This is a genomic window from Halorussus marinus, from assembly GCF_004765795.1.
GTDB lineage: Archaea > Halobacteriota > Halobacteria > Halobacteriales > Haladaptataceae > Halorussus > Halorussus marinus.
The window spans coordinates 223,711-249,697 of record NZ_SBIV01000006.1 but is presented as its reverse complement, the minus strand read 5'-3'; the positions used below and the strand labels follow the sequence as shown (position 1 = coordinate 249,697).

The window sequence follows — 25,987 nt, the reverse complement described above, 5'->3', positions numbered from 1 at the left end:
GCCTCCGGGATCACTTCCCGAACCGACACTTTCATACGCCGACGCCGTAGGGTTCGAAACGATGCAGCGATCCTCCGCTCGACACGCGACCGACTCGGTGCTGGCGACCCTCGCGGGCGACGACTGCGACTGGTGTAGTTCCGGGACGCTCGTCCGCGGGCGATTCAAGGGAGACGACGCCGTGGTGTGCGAAGACTGCGAGACCCCCGCGGTCCGCGTCTGGTGAGCCCTCGGAACGGTTCGGTCGGTCTCGCCCACTCGTCGCGTCGCTCTCCGAAAACACCGCCGACCGGACGGCGGTCGGTCCCTCCGAGCGACCCGACCGCGTGCCGTCAGAACAGCGCTTCCAGTTCTTCGGCCTCGTCGTGTACGAGTCGCTGGAGGTTCCGGTCGCTCTCCTCGCGCATCGACTCGATGTTGTCCCGGGTCTCGACCGCGACGCCCTGAAGCTCTTTCACCCGTGGCACGTCGCTCACGCCCGACAGCAACGCCACCGCGCCGACCCGGCCGGCGTCCCGGATGGGGTAGTCGCCGCCCCGGACCTCCATCGACTCGGTCTCGGATTCGAGCCACTTGCGCCCGCGCTCGATGCCCTTCCGGTTGAGGTGTTCGGGCGGCCCGCTGGTGACCACCAGCGAGCGCTCGGTGCTCTCGACGTTACACGGGAGGGTGAGCCGACCGAGCGTGGCCTTCCGGACGAGGCTGGTGAGCCGGTTGGTGGTCTCGGTGGCGTCGATCTCGTCGTCGGTGAAGCGCCCGAGGAGTCCGCCGTCGGTCGCCGCGACTTCCTCGGCGGCGTAGCCGATGGTCGAGACGCCGCCGCAGGCGAGCGTGTTGATGATCTCGCTCGAATCGACGACGCTCTCTGCGATCGCGTCGTCGCGCCCGACCTCGCCGGCGCCGAACAGGACGCCGAACCGCCGGACGATCTCCTCGTTGAGCCGGTCGTAGCCGCCCCGGACCGACTCGCCGGTCTCGCGCCACGCGTCGTTGTCGAACACCAACAGATTGTCGACTTCGTCGACGAACGTCTTGAACGACCGGGCGGCGTTCAGGGTGTAGATGCCGCCCTCGTCCTGTGCGGGCAGGACGCCCAGCCCGTAGACGGGTTCGGTGTAGATCCGTTTGAGGTGGTTCGCGAGGACGGGCGCGCCGCCCGACCCGGTGCCACCGCCCAGCCCCGCGACCACGAGAAACGCGTCGATCTCGTGGACCGGGACGTCGTCGATCGCCCCCTGTATCTCGCCGGCGTCCGCCTCGGCGATCTCCGCGCCGAGTTCGTTGTCGGCGCCGACGCCGTGGCCCTTCACGCGGGCCTGACCGATGAGTACGCGGTTGCGTTCGGGGATCTCCTCGAGCCCCGCGAGGTCGGCCTCCGCGGTGTTGACCGCGATCGCCGACCGGACGACGTCGCTCCCGGTCTGGCGGTCGTACTCGACGAACTTGTCCACGATCTTCCCGCCTGCTTGCCCGAAGCCGATCATTGCGAGCTTCATGTTTGTGTAGTCCTACTGCCGATACGTCGACGCTACCTCGCTCGATCCGCGGGTTAGCGTCGCGTTATCGGCTCGTACCACCAACCGTAGGCGGACACACACATTGTTATGCGCCGGCACACGAGCGTTCAGGCCGACCCACGAACCGCGCCTCGGAGAGTCAGACGCCGATTGTAACGCTCGGAAACCGCGGGCGGGCGGCGAGTCCGACCGCGAACCCGGCGATCGGGCCGGTTCGACGGGCGTAAATTCCTCACCGACGAACGCCGAGGCATGCGACAGTTCATCGTGCTCGGCCACGACGCGCCGACGAGCCCGGAGTTCTCGCTCGACGATCTGGCGGGCGCCGCGGGGCGCCTCGACGTGCTCTGTCGGTGTGTCAACTCCGCGTTTTTCCTCTCGCACGACATCCGCGAGGACGTGCGGGTCGTCCTCGTGTTGAGCGACGAGGTGGCGATCCGGTTCGAGGGGAGCGAGCTCCGGCGGCTCAACCCCGACGAGCGCTCGACGGCCGCCCTGATCCGGAACGCGCTCGAACAGAGAGACGAGGCCGTCGGCCACATGGCGGTCGAGAGCTCGCCGGGCGTCCACCTCTCGAAGCGCGGCGTCGAGCCCGTCTTGACGGAGGCCGCTCGCTCGGGGACGGTCGTCCAGCTCCACGAGGACGGCGACCCGGTCGCCGACGTGAGGCCGCCCGAGGATCCGGTGTTCGTCCTCTCGGACCACCGCGATTTCACCGCGGACGAGTCGGCACTGCTCGACGAGACCGCCGACGAACGGGTCCGGCTCGGGCCGGCGCTGCTCCACGCCGACCACGCGATCACGGTCGCGCACAACTACCTCGACACCGACGGATTCGAGAGGTACTGACGGTGCGGGTCAGCGTCATCGGCGGGAGCGCGGTCCCCGACGCGACCGCCGAGCGGGCCGAGCGCGTCGGCCGACTGCTGGGCGAGCGCGGGCACACGCTGGTCTGTGGCGGGCTTGGCGGCGTGATGGCGGCCGCCTGCCGGGGCGCCAGCGAGGCCGGCGCCACGACGATCGGCATCCTCCCGGGCGAAGACCGCGCGAGCGCGAACCCCGACGTCGACGTGGCCGTCGCCACCGGACTGGGCCACGCACGCAACGGGCTGGTCGTGTTGAACGGCGACGCGGTCGTCGCGATCGACGGCGGCTCGGGCACGCTCTCGGAACTGGGGTTCGCGGGCGTCTTCGACCGCCCGATCGCGGGGCTGGGCACCCACGACGCCCCGGGCGTCGAGCCGGTCGAGACCCCGCGCGACGCCGTGGAGTACGTCGAATCCGCGACCGAGAAGTGACCCTATTTCGGAACTATTAAACGCGGCGCGCCCCACGATTCACCTGCGGGCCGGTGGGGTAGCTTGGTATCCTTCGGCCTTCGGGTGGCCGTAACCGCGATTCGAATTCGCGCCGGCCCACTTCTGCCCGTGTTTTCTGAGAGTCGAGGATAATCCCCGTATAGCTTGGGGTTCAGGTGTTCGATCACCGGTTTGGGCTGGGAGAGTCGAACATGACTCATGTTGCGGGTGGCGCTTGCTGGCGGTTTTCAGAGAGTCGGCGTAGTGAAAGTGGGGGTTCGGTGGTTGTTGAGAAGTGGGTAACACTGAACCTGACCGCGGGCATGGGGTGCAGGGCTGCTACTCTGCGTTAATGGCGGTATGGTCGTGCTGGCAGTCCGTGATTCGTTCTGTTAGTGTCCTGTGTTCGCGCTCATTCATCGTGTTAACTCGGGGCGATAACATTGCGCGGTAACACTGCGCGGCCACTGTGGGCAATAACACTTTCCGGTCACCGTGGTTGCTCACCGTGGGTGGCTGGGGAGAACACAGATCCTGACCGCAGTGGTTGGGGGTACAGGGTTGCTGCTTTGCGTTACCGGGTAGTATGGTCGTGTGGACAGTGGTTCCCTGTGTTCGTGGTCACTTATCGTGTTGGCTCTGGGCGATAACACCGTACGGTAACACTGCGCGGCCACTGTGAGCAATCACACTTCTTGACCGCTGTGAGAGGCAACAGTGGGTGATCAAGGTTACTGGGGTGACACTGTTCCTGTCCGCTGGCGTTGACAGGATCGATAGTATCGTTACTGGGTGTTACTGCTCCTCTTCCAGTTCATCGAGTTCGGCGTCAAGGGCTTCCTCATCTATCGGGTCAGCGTGACACTCGCCCTCCGCGTGACACTCACCCTCTGCGTGGTCTAACATCCGTTTGAGCTGGGCGAGACTGGCGGCGTGTCGTCGTCGGAGGTCCTCGTCGGTCGGTTCGCGCCTGTCGTCGTCCATGTAGAACCGTACGTCTCTCGGTGACAAGAAAGCGTGCGTCGTCAGTATTCAACCACTCGGCTTCTCGTGTCGCTAACAGTCTGTACCGGGAGCTTCACCTCGCTGGGGTTGCCGGCGCGTGCCCGCGATTCACGGTCTGGACATCTGGCGCGACATCAGAAAAACGGGACACCCAATGGATACCTCAAGGATAGAGTACCAGGCTCACCCTCATGCCCGCGAAAAAGTTCCGGACACCCCCCGTTACAGTGCGCGTTTCCCAGACGATAACCCAACATAAAACAGCGTTTCAGCGCGCGAGCCCCGAGTATAATATATCCTTCATGATTGGAAGGGTAAGCAGGAAGAAGGTGTCATAGAAAGATTCCGGGGAATTTGAGAATGAGTACCGCTGCCGTCAGATAGACCGTTATAGTTCCGAGGCTGATTCGCGGTACTCAGAGTACTGGGCCTTCGCCCACGTAATCGCAGAAGCCGTGTCGTTGACAATTGTACCGTTCACTCCCCCATTTTCGTACAGTGTGATCCCTGCGTATTCACATGTCCCGTGTTCAATCAGCCAGAGCGCATAGGGAAACGGCTCATCTATAACATATATCTGGATTGTGTCTGATTCTATGAGGGATTCGAATTCGTTTTCATAATTCTGCTCTATCGCTTCCAGAAGGTCACTTTCGAGAATTAGCTCCAATTCGAAGTCATCATCTCGTAGACGTTCCAGAAGGTAGTCGAAATATTCGCGTTGGACAACGGGTGCAGTTCCAATCATGCTGCTTGCCTCTTCCAGTAATTCTGTGCCAGGCTGATGAGCTATATCTGGCGTACGGACTGATGAATAGACGTCTGCATCAGCGAGGAACGCTTTATCGAGCGAATCTAAGGGCAGGGTGTTTAACAATGCAGTATTGCTTTGAACCTGCTTAGTGTCCGTCCGGTAATCTCGGTGAAATTGAAGAGCTGCCTGTCCTGCCACTGTTAATTGGAACTGCTGTCCTGCTGGTTGAGTTGGTTCGACACACCTGACATCGAGAAGCTCATCCATTGCCCGGTTGATCGTTGATCTGGAATACTCCAGTTCCTCCACTAGCTCGGGTTTCGTTTTGGGCTCCCCAGAAAGTGCTTCAACGAGCCAGTATCTCTTCGAAAATACATCACGCAACTGTTCTCCCTCCGTACCTGTCATACCGTACTAAACCAAATTGGCCTTTTTAGGGCTGATTATTCTCTTCCAGTACCTGAGAGAACATCCAGAACATGGTCACTTTCCCAGTGAATGCATTTACACTGTAGATATCACAATCGCCATACGAAATGGACGAAGTTTGGACCCTACGTTACTGCTCGAAGGGGAGTGAGTGCTAAGATGAACACGTTTTGGAGCCGACGTGGACTACTACGTCGTACTGGCACAGGAATCGTAGGGATGGCAATGCTCGGTACCGCTGGCACATCTGCTGGGCAAGAGGACCCGGAGGCTTCCATAACATTCAATGACCAGATATCAGACGGTAGTTCAGTCACAGTCGGGAAAATCGAAACCGAGGTCGAGGCACGTTTTATAATCCGTGATCAAGACTCGAATGGAATTGGCGGCCAGGTTACATTTGACGCAGGAACTGCCGTTGAAGAATATGAAGTAGACCTCTCAACGGAACTCACAGAAGCAGAAACGCTTTCGGCGAATCTCTATGACTCAAGCGGCTCAAATATTGCGCGTGATACCGCGAGAATCACTGTTGGAGATCCGGGAGAGTTCGCTTCTGGGATCGGCCCCACGCTTGTTGAAGCAGACCCTGCTGCGGGTTTCAATTATCCATACTTCCTCTACGCACCATCACGACCAACCGATAGCAGTCCCGGTTCAATCCTCGTTCAACCCAATAACAGCGGTCAAACAACTGACAACTTCGATACCCATAAGCAGTCTGCACGAAACCGGATTGAAAACGGAATCTCACGAACGGTCAGTGAACGGCTATCTGTGCCGTTACTTATTCCTGTGTTCCCCCGACCGCAAACAGATCCGGTGGACTGGCGACACTACGTCCATGCGTTAGATCGCCAGACGATGCAAATTTCGGATGGCCCTCTCGAACGAGTTGATCTTCAACTCTTACGGATGGTGGATCACGCACAGGAGATGCTATCCGATCAGTCCTACACCGTTGACGATCAGATTCTACTGAACGGATTTTCTGCTGCAGGAAACTTTGTTGATCGCTTTGCTGTTCTTCATCCAGATCGTGTTCGATCTGTCACTGCTGGCGGATTGAACGGGATGGCGATGCTTCCGCTTGAGGAAGCAAAGGGCCATACGCTGAATTTCCATATCGGAATCGCAGACGTTGAGGAACTTACTGGAGAGCCGGTTGACTTAGATGCGCTCAGTGAAGTCAATCAGTTCCTCTTTATGGGCGGTGAGGATTCAAACGATACGATCCCGTACGATGATGCATGGAGTGAAGAGATGCGGGAAATCGCTCTTGAGGTCTATGGAGAAAAGATGGTTGCGGAGCGATTCCCATACTGTCAGTCTGCATACGAGCAAGCCGGTGTTGACGCACAGTTCAAAATATACGAAGGGGTTGCCCATAGTCCTCGCCCAGCAGTAGAGGATATCGTGGAGTTTCATCAGCGGAGTCTCAATGGAGAGGACGTGAGTAGCTTCAACCAAGATCTTGGCATTGAACCAACAATTGGATATACGACTGAGCAACCTGAGGTTGGAGAGCCAATTGAGTTTGATGCGAGTTCTACAGAAGTCAGTCGTGGACAAATCCTCGCGTACACGTGGGAGTTCCCAAATGGCGAAACTTCGGCGGGTAAAACGGTAACACACCGGTTTGAAGAACCAGGTCAACACAGCGTCAATCTCAGTGTAGTCGATAATAACGGACGGACAGCTACAACAGAGACAACACTTACTGTGGGAAAACAAGCTGACCAACAAACCATCACTGATCTACGAATTACGTTACCCGGCGTTGGAGTCGGTGTGGCTGTGACAAGTGCTGCTGGAGGCCTCTACTCACTCAAAAACCGGTTACAAGACTAATCCAGCTCACGTAGTGTTTTCAAACTAATTTAAAAACACAATAGACACATGGGATTTCTTGGCAAATACGCAGCGTTTCGATGGGTGACCGGTGGTCGCGGTGGTGGCGGAGGTAGTGGCGGCTCTGGCTTCGTACTTATATTCGCTGTTATAGTCGGAATTATCGGTGTTATCTGGGCTATTTTCTCAGTCTTCTCCTTTGTGTGGAACCTTATCTACGGTATCGTTCGACCGATCCTGATGGTGTTTCCCCCAGTTACCATCCCACTGGCAGTTGCACTTTTAGGATGGCCGTTTACCTGGCTCAGCCCATATTCTACTGAGAAGACAGACGCCTTCCTTAACGGAACTGAAGACAACCTCTCATTTGGCCCATACGCGTTCTGGGCTGTGTCTTCAGTTAATATCATGTTCCTAACTGGTGCTTATGATGCCTTCCCAGAACCGAATGGTCTGATCGAGATGGTAATTGGGCTAGTTGTAGCACTTCTGTTGCTGTACGGTGCCTATGAACTGTTTCACTTCCCATATCGAAGTTTCAAGTTATTACTACATTCGCCACGTGGTCCATTCTATGTCATCGCACTTCTTTCACCGATGTCAGCTGGTCTCATCACCAGTGCCTTCAATGTCTCTCTGAACATTGTCTTGCCCCTTCCAGAGTTGCTGGGATCGGAATTAGCTGTGATTGCTGGATCCCTCGTGTTTCTCAACACGACGTACCTTGGTGGGGCGTTAGCTGTTCTATGGAATCAAGGCGTGATTCAAGCAAACGCAGATGCTGCTGAGAAAGAAGACAGTCGCATGGAGACGAATAGAAATACGGATACAACCACCGAATCCAGTCCAAACACCAACTAACTTACTAAGCCAATAGTTGCCATCCATCTCTATTTAATTCCCAATTTTGGCTATTTGAATGTTGTTGGCAATACGAATGGCTAGCTGACTGAAAACCAGAGACATCATCAGACAGATCTGCGATACAAGCAGACCAGAATCGAATTTCTATTGTAGCTCTTCCAATAGCTGTATTGCTAACTGCTTGTTGAGGCTTCGGTTCGCATTCCCACAGTGGGGCGAGTGAATACAGGACGGGCACCCATCTTGACAGCCACAGTCCTGAAGCAACGTGAGCGTCTTCACAAGAAGATCATCGAGTTGCTCGAAAGCCTGACGTGTAAGTCCAGCACCTCCAGGATGACCATCGTGAATGAAAACCGTCCCGCCAGACGTCTGGCCATGGCTTGGCGTCGAAAGACCACCAATGTCGCCTCGGTCGCACAAAACCTCCATAGGGAACAGCGATATCAATGCATGTTCGATAGCGTGGAGAGCACTCAGATATTCCTCTTGTGACTCCGCCTGATCAACAATCATAGCTTCAACATCATCTGGGACGGTGATGAACAGGCCTGTTGTCTTGATCGATTGTGACTCCAGCGGCTCCTCAAACTCACACTCCTGAGGGGTGTCATCGCTGGGGTCGCTGTACCGCAAGTACCCTGTAACCGTATCCTCCACTGTAAATTCTCCTAGTGTAGCTTGTACGGTCATCTCATGCGTTTCAGCGGACGAACTCTCATACGTGTCTTCGATAGTAATGGACTTTTCTCGGAGTGCTCGTGTGTACGCTGCTGTCGGTGTCGATTCCAGCAGTGCTCGGTCCGATTCGAGGTCTAATTCGACTACTTGGTATGTTTGTTTCTGGTGGCGATAGATTGCATCCGGATGTGCATCCCGTACTGCAGCACCGAATTCAAGCGATGCGAGCTTCTCGTCCCGGTTTCGATCGATAAGATCGATCTCGCGGTCATCGATCGCTCGAATATTTGTATTCCATTGCACGTCAGAGTCCGTGGCGCGCCACTGAATCCGGTCGCCACTCTCTACACGGCGAAGACGATCATTCACTTCTGCTTCTGTGACGATATCCGGTAGGTCGGCACCGAAATAGTCCTCATCACGAGGCGATAAGAAGTGATCACTTGCTGCACAGACGACGTGGTCCGGACGAATTGAGTTATTTGAAGGGTTGACGGCAGCCTGTTCAGCACCTCCCTCAAACAGTTCGTCTGGATCCCGGATCGTATACTGGTCAAGTGGATCATCAGCTCCGACAAGAACAACGAGACAGGTGTCTTCGCCACGCCCAGCTCGGCCTGCCCGTTGGAACGTACTCATTGACGTTCCGGGATACCCATCAAGCAAAACAACATCGAGTGTCCCGATATCGATTCCAAGTTCAAGCGCGTTCGTACTCCAGACACCACGAGCATCCCCGCTGCGAAGTTCCTCTTCAAGTTTGAGGCGACGACCGGTATTCAGCGCGGCATGATACGCGTGGGTGCTGTCTGCGAGATCATCTTGTCCCCGGTTACGCAGCATTCTGTCCGCCCAATCCACATACTGCTCTGTTCCCTGTCTGGCAGCAGTGAAGACCAGCGTCTGATATCCTCTGGTTACGAGATCACAGAACAAACGCACCGATTCAACGTGGTGTGAGCGTCGTTCTCCGCCGACTACTTCCTGATGAGAGGGGAGCGCAACCTCGTCAGGGGAATCCGAGGACTCACTTGTTTCAGATTGTGTATCAGTCGTCGAACTCGATTCGGTATCGATAGCCGCTGCATTCTTCTCGGGCGGATGTTCGTCATGGCCAGCACGGACAGTGCCGTCCGGGCTGACAGCTGGATCCGGAATCGACTGATCCTGGTCAGCGTCCTGCTTGAGTGGCGGGTTCCAGAATAGCCAGTGTCGATCTCCCGACGCACTACCGTCATCATCCACAAGTTCGAACGTAGGTTCCTTCTGTCCCGTAACGGTTGACGCATGCTCAACAGGGTTTCCGATCGTCGCTGAACAACAGATGTACTGTGGCGACGAATCGTAGTAGTCACACAACCGGTTGAGCCGTCGGAAGATCAGCGATGCATGGCTTCCAAAGACTCCACGGTACATGTGGACCTCATCGATAACTACGGTATCCAATTGCTGGAACAACCACCGCCAGTGATTCTTCCCATGAGCGTACGGGAGGAGACTAAGATGGAGTTGGTCGATCGTTGTGAGAAGAATATCGGGCTGTGTCTGTCTGATTTCCTTTCGATCTGGTTTGGATGTTTCCCCTGTTTGAACGCCGATATCAATCGAAGTATCGAACCCCAACTCATCATCAAACACCTCAAATGTGTCTGCCTGATCGTTGATGAGCGCACGATACGGTGCGATATAGAGTGTTTTCCCGGCGTTTTCGATCGCTCTCTCAATACCGGGTACGACGTACGTGAGGGTTTTGCCAGATGCTGTCGGTGTGGCCACCACAACGTTCGACCCGGACTGAACCGCCTGAATAGCGTCCACCTGATGTGAATACAGGCTTGTGATCTCTTCCTGTTGTAGTGCAGACGAGAGCGGGGCAGAAACAGCGAGATCGTCAGTCTGCGCAGATTGGCCCTTTACGATCTGCTGATGAGCGATCTGTCCCTCGTAATAACCTCGACCCCGCAACCATTCGATGGTGTCTTCAATTCCGGGTCGATCCTTCATCTGTTGGTTCTTGGAGATTGATACTTGTGAACTTTTGCGATTCAAGGGCTCTGTTGAAACTCTCTTTGTTAGACACCTTCCCTGGAGGAACAGATGAGAAGCCACCGAATTCATCACCGTCAAAACGGCCGCATAATGGTGATTAGAGGATGTTGAAGTACTGAAGACCGGCAATCAGGATGGCGACGATCAAAATGAGTTTCATTACCCAGGGTGGAACGTCTTTCCGAATTCTGAATGCCCAGTCCGTGGGGTCGGCCTCGAAAACCCGGTTCCCGATGTCTGAGTTGCAATTCGTGTCGTACTCTATTCGTTGGAAGAACTGCAGGCTCTGCATTGAAGAGAGCCTTTGACCGTCTTCAGAGGGTTATCTACGCTCAACACACTATCACATGAAGAACACTGGACGGTGTCCGTAGTTCCGATCCCGCTCCCGTATCCGAGAGTCACCGTTCGGGAAACTCCTTGTTCGACCAGTTCGATATCGAGTTCTCCCCGTTCGTACTCTACCTGTGTTACCGTGAGAGGAGTCACTCGAATATCCAACGCATGCCGCTTTCGGATTTCTTCCTGCTTTTGGGGAAACCCCTGGTCTCGCCGTTCGTGCAGAGTTCTCAATTCGGAATCAACCTCTTCATACTCAGCTTTTGCCTCTTTCCGTTTCTTCAGTGCCTCCACGCGATCGTTCTGATCACTGCTATTGATCGCTTCACTCAGCTCATCAATCTTCGAGGACAGCTTGGAACGTTCCTCCTCCAACTCTTGGATCCGTTGTTGTTGCAGCTGCCGGTACTCTTCGACCTCTGCGTCCGCTGCTCTGGATGCCTCATTATGAACCTCATCAATTTCGTTCTGGATGCTCTGCATCAGCTGATCTTGGGCTGTGCCGAGAAGCGATCGTGCGTCTGATCTCGATAATGAGAGTTCCGTGGTAGTGGGAGAACTGTTCGTAGGTATCGACGTCATTTGAAGAAACGTCTCCTCTAACGCCGGAAGTCTCTGTTCCGAGCGGTGATCGATAGCGATGGCGCGAAGGAGTTCTTGTTGGTATTCACTGACTGTCTCGATACTCACCTCGAAAAGGACCACAATCGCGGTACGGTCGTAGTACGGCGTGAACTGTATTTCACTTACTTCGACGTCGCCTTCTTTAATCCACTGTGGAATCGCTACGTCGTCCCGATCGGCTTCTATTGGTATTTTCCCGGTAGGACGACGCTCAGCTGCCTCTCTGAGGATCCGCTGGAAAAACTCACTTTCTGGATGAAGAGGCTCTCCAGCACTATCTTTGTCTCTGCCCGCATCAGAAAGCAACGATAGGCTGCCTGCCGGCAATTCTGTATCGTTATTGTCTGGGATCGTAACTTCCCAGGTATCCCCTCGTTTCTCGATGGTCCCGCCGAGTGACTCTAAGTAGCGTTCGGCGAAGTCCTCCACGAGGGACTGCGTGACCGCGAGTGCTTCGTCAGTCATCGCCTTCCCCCAAGTCGAATCCTTCGAAGACGCCGTTGTTGAACTGCTCCAGTTTGTCAGCGAGCTCGCGCTGTTCTTGCAGATCGACGGCCATCGCTTCGAAGTCGTTCTCCAGATCAACCTCTGAATCAGCATTGACGAGTCGGTCGAAAATCTGGTCCTCGAAGCTTGTCCCTGACTCTTCTAACCGACTCAAGATGGAACTTAGCTCGCCCACACTTTGTTGGAACAAATCGATTTTGTGGTAGAGACGCTCCAGTACGTATTCTTCAACAGTATCCTTTAGCGCCATGTTGAAGATGAAGACATCCCGTTTCTGTCCAATCCGGTGTACACGTCCAATACGTTGTTCGACGCGCATCGGATTCCACGGCAAGTCTAAATTAACTAACATGTTACAAAACTGTAAGTTTCGGCCTTCGCTCATTGAGTCAGTTGAAACGAGGACCCCACCCTCCTCCTCGAAGTCCTCAATAATCAGTTCCTTCTCGCTACTGGAGTGGCCACCGTGGAACGCGTGTACCGTGTACCCCTCCGCAGCGAGCCTATCGAGAATATCCTGTTGAGTTGCTCGGAACTGCGTGAAGACGATGACTCGCCCCATCTCGACGTTGTCACGGGCTTCTTCGACAATGTCCAGAAGTCGTTCCTGTTTGGTGACCGTATCGATCTCATCGATCAGATCTAAAATGGACTCCAGTTCGTCCGCGTGCGTGAGCTCCGACTGGTCGTAGAGTCGCTTCTCGATGGTCTTCTTGAGTGCGACCGGGCTGCTGACGACCTCCTTCTGCAAGAGCATCAGTACGAGCTTCTGCCCCTGGTCTTGGCTATAGGCACCTTTCACATAGTCAGAAACCGCCTGATAGAGTTCGCGTTCCTTCGGGGTTGGATTGAACGTCCGTGTGTCGATCGTCCGGTCCGTGAAGTCAATATCCGTGTCCTCCCGTCGGTTTCGGATCATAACCTTGTTTAGGCGGTCCTGTAGTTCGTCTCGATTCACCAGCGTCTCCTGATTGCTGTTGACGAAGTACTGGTGGAAGACGTCGCGTGTGCCGAACAGTCCGGGTCGGAGTAGCGAGACGACGTTGTATAGGTCGGTCAGCTCGTTCTGAATCGGCGTCGCCGTGAGAAAGAACGCGTAGTTGTAGGAGAGCCGGTCAATCAGGTCGTAGCGGTCCGTCTCCTCGTTTTTGACGTAGTGGGCTTCGTCGAGGACCAGAACGTCCCAGTCGCGGTTGAGGACGGTCTGACGGTGTCGCTCGCTCTTCGCAGTGTCGATACTTGCGATGATGTAGTCGTGGGCGTCGAAGTCTTCGAACTCGTCGTCGTAGTTGCAGACGAAGTTGAGCCCGAACTTCTCACGGAGTTCGGCCTGCCACTGTTTCGCCAGTTGTGCAGGAGTGAGGATGAGGACGGACTCGTCCGTCTCTCGGAAGTGCATCTCCTTGAGAATCATCCCGACCTCGATGGTCTTTCCGAGGCCGACTTCGTCCGCGAGAAGGGCTTTCCCGTCCATCTCGAAGAGGGCCCGATAGGCGGCGTCCACCTGATGTTCGAGTAGCTTGACGGAGTTTTCGTCTAGTTCTTTCAGCGACCGAAGTTCGGAGTCCGGCTGGCCCGCTTGGAGACGAACGGCTTGGATGGTTTGTAAATGATCCTCCTCTGCACCATCTCCAGACAATGAATCGAGAATATCGTCCGCAGACTCGTGTGTGACCTCAACATCAACGAGGTCGTAGCTTCCCATGGTTTCGTAGAGACATGTTCGCGTCAAATACGTTTGGTGACCGGAAAACACTGGACGATCCGTCTGCTTGGCTCCGAGGGAGGAGGTATTCGCAAGACCATAGTGTTTATTGGGTGGCCAAGAGGTGTGTTTAAGTATCAAGATGGCACAGTCTGGATCCCTGTCGAATACCCTCGAAGACACGGTGACCCTCAGCCGTGAGCTTCGAGAAGAAGGGCAAATTGACGGTCAGGTAAAGCTCTACAACGTCGATGACGATGACGAGTTCGAGTCAGACGCGGAACTCTTCTTCGAGCGAACCCTGATGACCCAGGGGCTCCGTGAGGCGATTTCGATTCTCCGCGATTCTCTCACGGGCGATGACCCGCGCGGGACGCACATCCTCTACGGTCCGTACGGCAGTGGGAAGTCCCACCAGATGGTGGCGCTGTACCACTGCTTCGACGACCCCGACGCAGCAGGGACGTGGGCAAGCGACTCGGTCGAAGGGTTCGAGACGTCCCTCCCGGAATCGGCGACGCCGATTACGGTCGCCATGCAGAACGAGCAGTACGAGTACCTCTGGGAGCCGTTCTTCGAAGCGCTCGATTACGACCCTGGAACGTACAGCTCGGGTGGATATCCCGACATGCAGACGATTCAGGAGGCCGTCGGCGACGACACGGTCGCGTTCTTCGTGGACGAACTCGAAGACTGGTTCGACACACTCCAGGGCGACCGCAAGAGCGCAAACAAAGCCTTCCTCCAGTCGCTCCTTGAATCGACCGCGCTCTCGGATCTCGAACTATACACCATCGTCTCGGTACTCCGAGAGGGCTCCGAGGTCCACGACATCCTGAACCGGGAACAGGCGGTTGAGGTCAACATGAACAATCAGGTGGACAAACGCGAGGTCCTTCGTCACCGCCTGATCGATTCAGTGAACGAGAACGCCGCCCGCGAGATCGTCAATGGGTACTACGACGCGTACGACCAGTCCGATCACGTCTCCATTCCCGATGATCTGCTGTCGGAGATGCACGATCTGTATCCGTTCCACCCTGTGCTTCTGGACGCGCTTGAGACGCGGTACTACGCTGACGAGGATAACCAGAACACGCGAGGGATGATCTACCTCTTCTCGAAGGTTCTCCTGGAGATGCAGGATCAGACGGATCTGATCACGCACGGTGATATCGATGCTATCGAGTTCGAGGACGAACTGGCGAAGATTAACTACGAGCGGTTGAACGCGGCGACGGGCGACATCAAAAGCCGCATCGATGAAGACGATGTTCCCCACGGCCGACGTATTCTGAACACGATCCTCCTGTACTCGCTGAAGCCGAGCGAGGGCGAGGGCGCGGAGGTCTCGGAGATCGTCATGGGTGCCTACCAGACAGGCGATCTCGTCTCAGACGTTGTCCTCAACCTCGAACGTCTCCACGGTGTCGCGTGGCATCTCCACAAGCTGAACGGAAAGTACGCGATCCGCGACCGGCAGAACCCGAACGCGCTCATCCGAAACGCGGCCGTAGACGTCTCCGAGACATCGGCGAAGGCTGAAGTCGCGGATTTCATCACCGATATCTTCGGGTCGAACGCACACCCGGTCGGATTCCGGACGAACGATATGCGGGACATCCCGGACGACCGCGAGGTCAAGGTCGTCGTGAAAGACGACCAGTGGACGAACGAGGAGGTCGAGAAAGTCATCACGAACGATGGGCGTGGCCGGGAGTGGCGTAACACCCTCGTGTTCGTCCAACCCTCGGGCGACAAGGCCATCGAGTCTGGGACACGGTACATCGATAAGGCGCGGTACATCGAGGGCGCACGGCAGGTCCTCGCCGACGAATCTCTCGATGACGAAATCCGGACGTCGATCAAGGGTATGCGGGAGCAGGAGGAAAACGAACTCCGCGAAGAACTCCAGCTCCTGTACGGAGAGGTGCTTGACGGGAACGACCTGCTCAACGACTGGGGACAGATGACGCCGATGGAACTCGACGTCTACGTTCACGATGAGGCAGAGCTGAGTGCGTCGAACATCGCGGACTCAGCATCTGCCGATCCGTTTGACCTTCAGTCGGACGTCTGGGCTATCGCTGAGGACCTTCTGGAGCGACGCGGGGAGATCTCGGTTGAGGACATCTACGAGCAATTCCTCCGCGACCCGGAGCTTCCGATCCCCGGCAGTGCGAACGACGTGCTAAATGCGACGGTGAAAGCGCTCTCGGACAAACCGGTGCTCGCCCGTGACACTGGTGGGTTCCGCGACGACCTCTCCGGCAGTTCGCTGGACACCGTCCTCGTCCAGCAAGACGATGTGGACGTATGGGGCGTCGATGACGTCGAACAGGAACTGCGTCAGCGGTTCGGGAGCGGAACGACCGCGCTCGATATCGGTGACTTCGAACTGGAACTCGTCGAAGACGGCGAGATCTGGATCGACGGCGACAGCCACGACGTCGTGATGCGGGCCATCGGTCGGCTCGCTCGTGAGGAGCAGTACGTCATTGTCAAAGGGAACGAGATCCTCGATAAACCACAATCCGACGCAACGGTCCGAGACGTCGGCGGCGCGGAGGTTGTCGGTGCATCGTCCCTCGTAGACCGCATCGAGACGCACATCGACGACGACGGCTACGCGAACCTCGACACAATTATCGGCGAGGTCCGTGCCGAGGAGTCGGTGTTCCTCCCGCCGGACGAGACCGAGTCTGTCGCCCGCGAAGCAGTCAATGAATTCCTCGTAGACGACTACGTTCTGGAAGCCGGCGGTCGGTATCTTGGATCGCTCGGCGACCGCGACCCGACGACGGTAAAGATCGTTCCGACGGTACCCGAACGGATCGGCGACCAGATCCTGGAGTACATCGAGGACTTAGAACCGGGAGACCAGTTCACGGTGAACAAGGTCACGGATCGGTTCGACAGCAGTGTTACCGAGTACATGGTGCGGACGTACCTGCTGGAGAACATCGGAAAGGACGAAGAACCCGAGTACGTCGTCAATACGACCGGCTCGGAGAAAGCCTCCGACTGGGTTCCCGGGTACCCGTTCCGGAAGGCCGACACGGAGATTCCCACGTGGCGCTTCGAGTACAACGGCGACGACGTCGCCGCGATGCGGAGCAAGTGGCGGAACAACCACCAGACGGGAAGTGTCGATTACGGCGACGTCACGTTCATGCTGCCCGACCGGGAGGGTGTTCCCGGTGCTCTTCAGGGGACCGCCGACGTCGAGCGGACGCAAGTCAGCCTGACGCTGCGATCCGGACAGGACTACACGAAGGTCCAGGACCTGTTCGAGCGGATGCCCGAGGAGGCGTCAAGCCTGAAGATCGAGATTACCTTCCAGAAGTAGTTCCGCTTCTTCTACTGGTCGGCGTCCGCGTTTCTGACTAAGGCTTCGACGACAATTTCGTCACCGTCCGCCTCATCCAGCATATCCCTCAGAGCGGTCTTCAGTCGTCTATCGAACAAACTGCGTGGGTTCAGCGGTGTTAGTTCCGCTTCAAGCTCATCTCTGCTTACTGTTCCAGAAATCACGGAGTCTCCATCTTCTCGTACTTCCAGCAAATCGGCCATATCGAACCATCCTCAGCACGCTGGATAGCCTGTTCGATTGCCGCCTAACTCAGTGTTCGGTGGGAAACGGTGGTGGTGCGATTCTACCTGTCCCAGTTCTCTGAACCCGGTGCGGGCCATCCCTCACTCGCTTGCTCTGCGAGCCACTTGCCACGCTCAGCAATCGTGCGATTCTCTAATGAATCCGTGGCATGGCTCGCGTTGATACGCTTTGGAGGCAAACCTCCGCTCCGTCGTGTATTCACAGACAATTCATTGAGAGCCCATCAAGATATAGCGTCGAACAGCTTCGCACCACTGTTAGAAACAGGGACGATTTCAGAACTCTGTGTGTCTTCTTGTCCACCTCTTCTGGAGCGCACAGTCGTCTTATCCCGCAAAGCAATGTATCTCTGAGCACTTTGCCGGGCCGTAGCGATTCGGGAAACGAGTACCAAACTAATCCCATCCTCTCCGGGGCTTACCTTTAAAACCGGGTGGCGGTTGTAGTTGTTCGGGTCCAATCCACTATGCAGACAGAAAAAACGATCAACCGCGCGAAGAAGATCGACGAATCGCTAGAGATAATCGCTAAGATCGAAGACGTGGTCGGAATACCGCTGACAGACAGCCGGCGAGCCCTACAGGTGGCTGGAGAGTACGTCACGGATGACTCGATGTTCGTGGAACAGATGGTACAAGCAATGACTGAGGCGGCCGGCTTCGCCATTGAGACAGGCCATGACGACCTGGCATCCGACGCCATCCAGAACGTGACTGACCTCGAAACGCTCGTCTCTGACGACGAGTAGGCAACTTCTTCGACGTTCCGTCTCCTTTCGAGACACCCAACGAAGCTCGCTTCACTGAGATGTTACTGCGAAGAACGCACACTTATGTGGCTCGTGGCGTATCGCTTCTACATACTGAATAATGTCTGAACAATCTGGATCTTCACAGGGCCGGCAGGAGCGGACCGAACTCCCTATCGAACGCGGGTTCCCCATCGAGCGCGTGAACGAGATCGCCGCCAAAGAGGGCCGGGCGAAGATGCACTACCGCCCGATTTACACGATGCACAAGTGGTGGGCGCGACGCCTCGGCTGTGTTTTCCGCACTATCTCGCTCTACACGTTGCTGGACGACCCGGAGAAGGTCTCGGTGTTCGAGCCTGGCCACGAGGGCAGCACGCTCGCGTCCTACGGCGACGACGCCGACGGTGAATCCGATCTCGACGTTGCGTCGCTGCTCGAACGCGTGGACATGACTGATCCGGAGAGCCTCTGGGAGCTCTACCCAAAGGACGTTCGCGTTGAGGATAAGAAGATCCTCGACCCGTTTATGGGGGGCGGCACGTCACTCGTCGAGGCGTCACGGTTCGGCGCTGAAGTCGTCGGCAACGATCTGAACCCTGTTGCGTGGTTCGTCACGAAGAAGGAACTCGAAGCCGGCCAGACTGACGTCGAAGAGCTTGAGAAATCCTTCGAGCAGGTGAAAGAGGATGTCGCCGACGAGATTATGCAGTACTACAAGACGTCCTGCCCGAACGGCGACCACGACGCCGACGTGATGTACAACTTCTGGGTGAAGGAGTTGGACTGCGTCTCCTGCGGGAACACGGTTCCGTTGTTCAAGGATTACCGTGTTGCTGCTGGTCGTTACGAGAACGACGATAAGTACAATGTCCTATGTCCGGACTGCGGCGCGGTGACGCTGGTGGACGACTGGCAGTCAGAGAGCGTCTGTAACGACTGTGGGAATGGCTTCGTACCGAAAGAGGGGAACGTCTCACGGGGTGGGAAGTACAACTGTCCCGACTGTGGGCAGAAGTACGCAATCACGGACGCAATTCAGGAACAGGGCGGGTACGATCTTCGACTCTATGCTCTTGAGTACTACTGTGAAGAATGCGACGACGCCGGAGAGCCCAAATCCAAGCACAAAGGGTACAAACAAGCAGAAGAGGTAGATCACGAGTTATTCCGTGAGGCCAAGCGTGAGTGGGAAGAGAGTGAAGACCTCCACGAATATGTCCCAGATGAGGAAATTCCGCCGGGACATATGACCTCCGAACGTAATCCGGTGTTCGATCACGGTTATGAGGAGTGGACAGATATGTTCAACCAGAGGCAGTTGCTTACTCTATCCACTCTTCTCAAGCGGATAGGTGATATTGAAAATAAGAACATTAGGGAGCATTTCCTTCTCGCGTTCAGCAATACACTCTGCACAAACAACTCCTATACTGGCTACGATCACTCCTACAATAAGATACAGCACCTCTTCAAATCGAATTCGTTTGATCCACCGAGCCAACCTACGGAAGGTAATGTTTGGGGTGCCGAATTTGGTCGGGGAACATTTGAGTCGATGTTTGACCTAATTAAACGTGGAGTCAAATACGGAAATGCACCTACAGAGCGTTATGTATCGGATGGGGAGACCGTAGAAACAGAGGCATTCAGCAAGCCAATTGGCGAAGATTCTGAAGTCCTCTACGGTGATGCTCGCCAAATAGATGCTGAGAATGAGTTTGACGCTGTCATTACCGATCCTCCATACTATGACAACATCATGTATTCGGAGGTGGCAGACTACTTTTACGTCTGGCAGAAGATTCTACTTGAAGACGAATACCCTGGATTTGACCAAGAAAAAACCCCGCGCGCTGAATCCATCGTCACGAATCCATTCCTGGACAAGACCACCGAGGATTTCGAATCGGAGCTTGAAGAATCATTTTCGGTAATCAAACGAGCGCTCAAAGATGACGGGTCACTCACGTTCACGTACCATCATTCCGACTCCGAGTCGTGGGGGGAACTACTGGAATCACTATGTGACGTTGGGTTCGAAGTAACTGCGACGTACCCCATCAGTGCGGACATTAACAAATTCATCACCGGTGAAGCAGTCTCCTTCGACATTGTTGTGGTCGCACGCCCCCTGAGTGAGACCAGATCAGCTTCGTGGAACTCACTCCGTCGTGACATCTACCGCACCGCCCGCCGTACCCGCCAGCAACTCGAAGAGAACCGTGATCTCTCGCGCGGCGACATCGGTGTGATGGAGATGGGCGCGTGTTTCCGCGAGTACTCGAAACACCATGGGAAGGTGCAGCGCGACGGCGAGATCATGAGCGCGAAGGAAGTCGTCCAGGAGATCTACGGCATCATCCAAGAGGCCAGCGACATCGGCGTCGAGGACGTGTTCATCGACCTGCTCGACACGTCGAATCCCTCCTTTGATGACGTCAACAAGCTCTGTCGCGGGACTAACGCTTCCCCAGACGACCTCAAAGAGACGTGCCTTTACAACCAGGACGACGGCTTCGAACTCGGAACGTGGGACAATGAGAAACGTCGGGCCTACATCCAGGAGCGCGTCAACGGCGACGGCGGCGACCACCTCTCGAACCTCGATAAGCTCCAGTTCCTGCGGTATCGCTACGAGAAGGGGCAGGCGGTCCAGAACTACGTCGAAAAGTGGGACGTCGATGACGACCTGCGCGAACTCGCCGGCCGGCTCGCCGACGTGACCGGCGACGACACGTACACGCGCGTGCTCGGGGATCGGGACATCACGAGCTACGGCGAATAGGAACCCCGAAGCTGAACGCGAAGACAACTCCAGGTGGCGATTTTCGACAATCCATTTCGAGACTCTTGCTGAGAGTGCCTCCGTTGCTTGCGGTAGCCCATCCCCCTACGGTCTGTCTATGGCGAGTCGGCGATATGGTCGTGCTGTGAGTCTACTCCCCGGTCTTTCAATCCGAATACTGGCCATATAGGCGCTATTGGGGCGATACCATGGTGTTCTCTGGGCAGAGGTTTTTACGCACCTGGTTATTTGACCCATTCCCAGAATGGTAGCAAAACAACACCTCGCAACGGCGGGCCGTCCGCGAATGTGGTCAAGAATTGACTCTGCCCGCCTTCTGAATCGAAGAGCTCGATCAGTCGTTTTCTCGCGCGTAAGGAGTGGTGGTTGTGATGAGTGACACTGATCATCGCGTCATATTTGTGGAGTCCATCCAACCGTACTGCACGTTCCCGATCTCTCAGAATGAACGAGATACCCTCCTTCGGAATGTGACCAGAGAGATGGACAAGCAACGTTCAGATCCGACCAGGGACAGTGTAGCGACGTGGTTGCAAAACCTGCGGCCCGTGATTGAGAAGCCCGTTTCGATACTTCAGCTTGATATATCGGACCACTCGAATCTGTCCACCCTCCTTACCCAGGTGATGGACTCAGACGATCTCTTGGATCGATTCCGGGCGGCGACTCCTGAGTGTCACTGGTGTGGCGATTCTGCCGACCGGCAGCTCGATTTCCATGACTACTATCTCGTATTGGTCTGTAGCGAGTGCCTCGCAACGATTGATTCGCCGGATGGCCACCATCTTCTAGAGGATCTCGATCCCACGATCACTCCTGCGACGACAATCGACTGTCAGGATGGATCCACCCACCAAGGAACAAGCGAACAACAGTCCACCTTGTTACAGTTCACCACTTCGGACTAATCGCTGACCACGAGTGAGCTCACGCTACCGTATCCATTTTTGTCCCTTCGGAGACGTTGTATCCGTAATGGCAGGCCCCGGACAGATACCCGGACGCTACAATCTTGTTATCGAGGGTGCGTATGAGACCTTCGAGCATCAGATTCCTGTGGAAGAGTTTGTACAGCGACTCCAAGAAGACGATGTTCCGGATAGTGTGAGTGTTGTTGGTCTCGCAGATGCCTTGGCTGATGAGGATCTGGCGAATGAGTTGGCCCATGAAATGGATCGACGCGCAAACGATTTAGAGTACCAAAGTCCGACAGTGCAGTTCGTCGTCGAAGGTTCGTTCCATCGAAGTGGAAAAACGTACGATCTCCGGTACGAGGACGGGCTTCACTCTCTCCAGCAGGTTTTCGGCCCCCAACTTGAACGGAAAGAAGATGGCAAGTGGCTCGTGGCACCCTTCTGACCAGAAACCCTGAACCACAGAACCAATAGCCTCTCTGAAGAAACTGACCGACTGACGGAATCAGTAGTCCACGATTTGTGCTGGCGTTAGTGTGATTGAGTCGATGTCCTCTCTGGCAAGTTCCTGTTTGAGACCGTTCTCACTGGTCAGTCGAAGCTTCGCTTTCGGGCCCGTATTAACTGCTTCAACGGATGCTGCATAGTAGGATTCTTTCTCACCATCTACCCAGCATTCGACTTGAAGCTCTCCTCCTTCGACATCGCCGCTCCACTGGCGATCAACGTAGTTCTGCCAGCAGTCTTCGCAAACCTCGTCCATCTCTGTCTGAAGGTCACCAGTAAATGACGTAGGCTCGAACGAGATTTCATAGTGGAGAGGTCTCCCCTGACAGAGACGGCGAGCCCCGATGAGTTCCCCCTCACCATCCCGGCGAATTCTAAGCAAGCAACTTCGCATACCTGAGATATCATCGTCACCAAGACCTACGTACGATTTGCCGAGCTGGTCACGGCAACGTTCGCACGTTATCGACTCCTCTGTAACCTCCTCTTGGAGTTCGAAGTGCTCTCCTTCAATGGGAATTCTCTCTTCACCACAGAGACTATTCCAGCCGAATCCTTCGCTCGGAGGCAGATTATTGTCGTAGAAGACGTGTGTCGTTCCTTCGTTGGTCGTCCACCGGTACGGTGTTTGGTACATACTATCTCTATAAAAGCTTCAATGGGCCTTCCTTCTCAACGTCTCCTCCTCCGCCTAGGAAGTAGAGGTCAATCCACTCTTGTCCCTGTTCACGACAGAACACCGGTACGCACGTCGTCGTATGCTCGTAGCGCTGTTCACACCGCGTTTCGATCTGCTCTCGTGTCCAGTCGCCATCTTGCTCTAGGTCGTACCGGTTTCGGACCTCCCAGGAGTGTTCGTCGGCAGCAGCCTTGAGCACACGCAAGGAGAAATCCCGAGCATCCTTGAACGTGAACGGACCGCTCATCGACTTCGCGTCGCTCAGGTCCGTCTCTTCGACGCCATCGAGACACAGTCGGTTTTCCGCGACAGCCCGGAAGGCTTCGAGTTCAGCAGACTTGCGAACGAGTACGTCGTGCAGATAGTCGTGGACGACGTCGCCGTACCCACTCAACGTAAACTCCTGCTCGGGCGAAACGATCTGCAGCTCGGCATCTGTCTGTGTGACTCGCCGACGCTTCGGTTCGAGAAGCGGACACAGGAACGCGAGTCGATCGGAGTGGAGCAGATACGCGTAACTGAAGAGCCGTGATCTGGACGGCGATTCCTTCACGGGATCGTGACCCTCTGCGTAGTATTTCGAATCCAGTACAGCCAGTGTCTCGTCACCTTCCTGTAGCGCGTGGTCCGGTTCGTGGTATATTTGCCCTTCACCCTCGAACGGGTTCACCGATGGTGACCGGACGGGTGTCACGTCGTCGAGGTCGCCGAGGTGGTCGTAGGACTTGATGTACGAGAGTTCGCGCTCGATGACGACCTGGGAGTATTGCTCGAACAGCGACTCCATATTCAGGACGTAGTCCACGACCAGCTCTCGTGGGCCGTCACGGAGTTGCTGGCCGAGCGACGATGACATCACCGCCTTGGCGACATCGAACGCCTTCTGGTAGTACCGTCGCTGCTTCGGAAGGTCGCTGAGCGAGAGGCGTCGATACTCTTCCATCCGATCCAACCCGCTGCTGACACCCATACTCTCCAGACGCTCCACTTCGCGGTGTACTTCGGAGAAGATTCGATCGTATGCAGGGTGGTCGTTCTCGTGGGAGTTCTGTCGGAAGAGTCGAAGGAGTGTCTTCCCTGCGTAATGGAGGAGCGAGTTCGCAGCGTTGTCGTACTCGGTCTCGTTTCGGATCCAGTGTGGCTCCAACGTCCCACGCCCGTGGTTCAACAGCGTTTGTTCGACGTCGATCTCCCCACGCCCATCGAGACTGTCGAGCCGACGGATCACCAGGTCGCGGATGTACCCCTGCCGGTGAATCGTTTCTAACCCGTCGAGGTAGTTGATCGCCAGCACCACGAAGACGTCGTCGAGATGGATGTCGTCGGAGAGGAAGTCCTGAAGCGGAATCCCGTGATACTCGATGGAACGGTTCTGGTCGTAGACGGCCAGCAGCATGTCGAAGATGTGCTCCCAGTCGATTTTTGGATCGACCTGTACCTTCGACGACGGCGTGAGACTCACGACGCCGATGATGTCTGTCGCTTCAACGTGGAGTACTTCGTTTTGGTCGCCGTCTACGGTGACCGTGACGACCTCGTACTCTTGCTCGCCATCGAGTGCTGCTTGGCTCTTCGTGAAGACGCCGGGACTTTCCTGTGTGAAGGACGCGCGACGAAGTTGGTCCCCGATGGACGACGGACAGCCTTCTATGCGGATCTCCCCGCGTTCGGGGACGTTGAAGGTGTCCTGCCCGTACTCGTAGACTTCGTCAACGGTGCTCATTACTCGTAGGAGCCCATCTGACGTCGTTCCTGTTCGAGTTCCCGTTCAGCGAGCTCGGCAGCAGGGGCGAGATCGAACTCCTCGAACTCGCCATTCATCGCGCGGTAGTGTTCCGCGATCCGCTCGATCTGTGGGAATGCGGCGGCGTTCAGGAGTCGCGGCACGATGTATGTCCGGAATGCCTGTCCGACTGCGTCTGTCTGGTCGTACTCGTACTCTCCACCTTCCCGACAGCCGACGCCGAGGAAGACGGCGACGTCGCGGTAGTGCATCGGACCGAACCGCATAATCGATCCTTGCGACGTCGATTCGTGGCCGTGATTGATTCCCTGGTAGTCCCGCTCGAACAGGCGGAGGATCTCGCTTTCACCGAGGTCCGTGTGGTCGGTAACGTGCGTGGTGATCCAATCTTTGAACAGCTGTCGGCGCTTGTCTTCCTCGTACTCGTTAACCTCAATCATGGCGAACCGGCGGGTGATGGCGTTATCGAGTTCGTTCACCGTCCGGTCGGACATGTTCATCGTACAGATGATGTTCACCCGCTCGTCCAGCTCAATAGTCTCACCTTCGTCGGTCTCAAAGATGGTTTGGTGTGGGTTCTCGATGGCGGTGTACAGTGGACCAAATATCTTCGATATGTCTGCTCGCGTAATCTCATCAAGGATGACGCCGTATTCGACATCGAACCGGCGAGCACGCTGAACGGCTTCGGACACGCAACCGAGTTTCGTCCGGTAGCTTAGCGAGTCGCCGGTGTAATCCGGACTAATTCCACCGATGATGTCCGACGGCGTCCACGAGGGAGTGGCAGTGTTGAGGGTGTATCCGATTCCGGTTTCACGAGCGAGTTGCTTAGCAAACGTCGTCTTCCCTGTCCCGGTTGGCCCATACAGGACGACTGGCTTGCCCGCTTCCAGCGCGACTTTCGCGTTCCGCTCAACGTCGTTTGGGACGAGTATCTCTGCAGGTGTTTCGTCACCCCGGAGGCTCACGACGCGCTTGAGGCGGTCTGAAGCCAGTGGGGACTCAAGCACAGCACATCGAACCCGACCCAGCCCACGCTTCCCGTCGTGGATCACGTCGAGTTTCTCGTCTTCGATCAGGAACTCCAGTACGTCTTCGTTCTCTGCATTCTGGATCGCTTCGACGACGTCGTCGGTTACACGGCGAAGAATTCCGACTTCGTCTTGTGCATCCTCAAGCGTATAGTCGTCCGACGAGTCACTCATTATCGGATACAGGTAGTCCTGAGTATATAAAATCCCGTTTAAGAGCCACGCAGATTCCTATTGGCCCGCAGGTGCCAATATTCATCTAACCGTTCTTATTGACGCTGAGATATTGCTCCCTCCTGTCGATTATACCAGA

20 protein-coding genes and 1 tRNA gene are annotated in these 25,987 nt (G+C 55.9%); 11 read left to right on the top strand and 10 right to left on the bottom strand.

Annotated features, from left to right (window positions below):
* The first annotated feature begins 61 nt into the window (after positions 1-61).
* Positions 62-226, top strand: a complete 165-nt coding sequence (locus tag EPY72_RS19490) for an HVO_A0556 family zinc finger protein (protein ID WP_167599459.1) — start codon at positions 62-64, stop codon at positions 224-226.
* A gap of 106 nt (positions 227-332) precedes the next feature.
* Here the strand turns inward: EPY72_RS19490 and EPY72_RS13585 are convergent, their stop codons facing one another.
* Positions 333-1,496, bottom strand: coding sequence for a tubulin/FtsZ family protein (locus EPY72_RS13585; RefSeq protein WP_135806770.1), 1,164 nt, complete (start codon positions 1,494-1,496; stop codon positions 333-335).
* A 273-nt stretch (positions 1,497-1,769) separates the two neighbouring features.
* On the opposite strand from EPY72_RS13585, the gene trmY reads away from it, so the two are divergent.
* From trmY to EPY72_RS13570, 3 genes are all read left to right on the top strand, one after another.
* Complete coding sequence (gene trmY / locus EPY72_RS13580; protein ID WP_135806769.1) at positions 1,770-2,366, top strand: tRNA (pseudouridine(54)-N(1))-methyltransferase TrmY; 597 nt, start codon at positions 1,770-1,772, stop codon at positions 2,364-2,366.
* Positions 2,367-2,368: 2 nt separating this feature from the next.
* Entirely contained in the window at positions 2,369-2,815 is a 447-nt protein-coding gene (locus tag EPY72_RS13575) for an SLOG cluster 4 domain-containing protein (protein ID WP_134671428.1), read from the top strand.
* Positions 2,816-2,862: 47 nt separating this feature from the next.
* Positions 2,863-2,935: transfer RNA gene (locus tag EPY72_RS13570), tRNA-Pro, on the top strand.
* A gap of 675 nt (positions 2,936-3,610) precedes the next feature.
* On the opposite strand, the gene EPY72_RS13565 is transcribed toward EPY72_RS13570, so the two are convergent.
* Entirely contained in the window at positions 3,611-3,799 is a 189-nt protein-coding gene (locus EPY72_RS13565; RefSeq protein WP_135806768.1) for a hypothetical protein, read from the bottom strand.
* 409 nt (positions 3,800-4,208) lie between these two features.
* Positions 4,209-4,982, bottom strand: coding sequence for a helix-turn-helix transcriptional regulator (locus EPY72_RS13560; RefSeq protein ID WP_135806767.1), 774 nt, complete (start codon positions 4,980-4,982; stop codon positions 4,209-4,211).
* A 240-nt stretch (positions 4,983-5,222) separates the two neighbouring features.
* Between EPY72_RS13560 and EPY72_RS13555 the strand changes: the two genes are divergently transcribed.
* Positions 5,223-6,854: a PKD domain-containing protein gene (locus EPY72_RS13555; protein WP_168216043.1), complete on the top strand. Its 1,632-nt coding sequence runs from the start codon at positions 5,223-5,225 to the stop codon at positions 6,852-6,854.
* A gap of 48 nt (positions 6,855-6,902) precedes the next feature.
* On the top strand, positions 6,903-7,715 hold the full coding sequence (locus EPY72_RS13550) for a hypothetical protein (protein ID WP_135806765.1): 813 nt from the start codon (positions 6,903-6,905) through the stop codon (positions 7,713-7,715).
* Positions 7,716-7,862: 147 nt separating this feature from the next.
* Here the strand turns inward: EPY72_RS13550 and EPY72_RS13545 are convergent, their stop codons facing one another.
* The 3 genes from EPY72_RS13545 to EPY72_RS13535 all read right to left on the bottom strand — a co-directional run bounded on the left by EPY72_RS13545 (position 7,863) and on the right by EPY72_RS13535 (position 13,623).
* The gene (locus EPY72_RS13545) at positions 7,863-10,403 is read right to left on the bottom strand and encodes a DEAD/DEAH box helicase (RefSeq protein ID WP_135806764.1); all 2,541 of its coding nucleotides are present in this window, start codon (positions 10,401-10,403) and stop codon (positions 7,863-7,865) included.
* A 306-nt stretch (positions 10,404-10,709) separates the two neighbouring features.
* Positions 10,710-11,876, bottom strand: a complete 1,167-nt coding sequence (locus tag EPY72_RS13540; RefSeq protein WP_135806763.1) for a hypothetical protein — start codon at positions 11,874-11,876, stop codon at positions 10,710-10,712.
* The gene (locus EPY72_RS13535; protein WP_135806762.1) at positions 11,869-13,623 is read right to left on the bottom strand and encodes a DEAD/DEAH box helicase; all 1,755 of its coding nucleotides are present in this window, start codon (positions 13,621-13,623) and stop codon (positions 11,869-11,871) included. Before EPY72_RS13535 ends, EPY72_RS13540 begins: the two co-directional genes overlap by 8 nt.
* A gap of 142 nt (positions 13,624-13,765) precedes the next feature.
* On the opposite strand from EPY72_RS13535, the gene EPY72_RS13530 reads away from it, so the two are divergent.
* A complete protein-coding gene (locus EPY72_RS13530; RefSeq protein ID WP_135806761.1) occupies positions 13,766-16,972 on the top strand; it encodes a DUF499 domain-containing protein in 3,207 nt (1,068 codons plus the stop codon).
* An 11-nt stretch (positions 16,973-16,983) separates the two neighbouring features.
* Here the strand turns inward: EPY72_RS13530 and EPY72_RS13525 are convergent, their stop codons facing one another.
* A complete protein-coding gene (locus EPY72_RS13525) occupies positions 16,984-17,196 on the bottom strand; it encodes a hypothetical protein (RefSeq protein WP_135806760.1) in 213 nt (70 codons plus the stop codon).
* A gap of 509 nt (positions 17,197-17,705) precedes the next feature.
* On the opposite strand from EPY72_RS13525, the gene EPY72_RS13520 reads away from it, so the two are divergent.
* The 4 genes from EPY72_RS13520 (at position 17,706) to EPY72_RS13505 (ending at position 22,155) form a co-directional block, all read left to right on the top strand.
* Positions 17,706-17,987: a hypothetical protein gene (locus EPY72_RS13520; RefSeq protein WP_135806759.1), complete on the top strand. Its 282-nt coding sequence runs from the start codon at positions 17,706-17,708 to the stop codon at positions 17,985-17,987.
* Positions 17,988-18,108: 121 nt separating this feature from the next.
* On the top strand, positions 18,109-20,775 hold the full coding sequence (locus EPY72_RS13515) for a DUF1156 domain-containing protein (RefSeq protein ID WP_135806758.1): 2,667 nt from the start codon (positions 18,109-18,111) through the stop codon (positions 20,773-20,775).
* Between the two features lie 392 nt (positions 20,776-21,167).
* The gene (locus EPY72_RS13510) at positions 21,168-21,704 is read left to right on the top strand and encodes a hypothetical protein (RefSeq protein ID WP_135806757.1); all 537 of its coding nucleotides are present in this window, start codon (positions 21,168-21,170) and stop codon (positions 21,702-21,704) included.
* Between the two features lie 67 nt (positions 21,705-21,771).
* A complete protein-coding gene (locus EPY72_RS13505; RefSeq protein ID WP_135806756.1) occupies positions 21,772-22,155 on the top strand; it encodes a DUF8076 family protein in 384 nt (127 codons plus the stop codon).
* A gap of 60 nt (positions 22,156-22,215) precedes the next feature.
* Here the strand turns inward: EPY72_RS13505 and EPY72_RS13500 are convergent, their stop codons facing one another.
* Genes EPY72_RS13500 through EPY72_RS13490 form a run of 3 tightly spaced genes read right to left on the bottom strand, consistent with a single transcriptional unit; the run spans position 22,216 to position 25,848 of the window.
* The gene (locus EPY72_RS13500; protein ID WP_135806755.1) at positions 22,216-22,854 is read right to left on the bottom strand and encodes a hypothetical protein; all 639 of its coding nucleotides are present in this window, start codon (positions 22,852-22,854) and stop codon (positions 22,216-22,218) included.
* 7 nt (positions 22,855-22,861) lie between these two features.
* Positions 22,862-24,619, bottom strand: a complete 1,758-nt coding sequence (locus EPY72_RS13495) for a 5-methylcytosine restriction system specificity protein McrC (RefSeq protein WP_135806754.1) — start codon at positions 24,617-24,619, stop codon at positions 22,862-22,864.
* Complete coding sequence (locus EPY72_RS13490; protein WP_135806753.1) at positions 24,619-25,848, bottom strand: AAA family ATPase; 1,230 nt, start codon at positions 25,846-25,848, stop codon at positions 24,619-24,621. The genes EPY72_RS13495 and EPY72_RS13490 overlap by 1 nt, the downstream gene beginning before the upstream one ends.
* Positions 25,849-25,987: the final 139 nt, after the last annotated feature.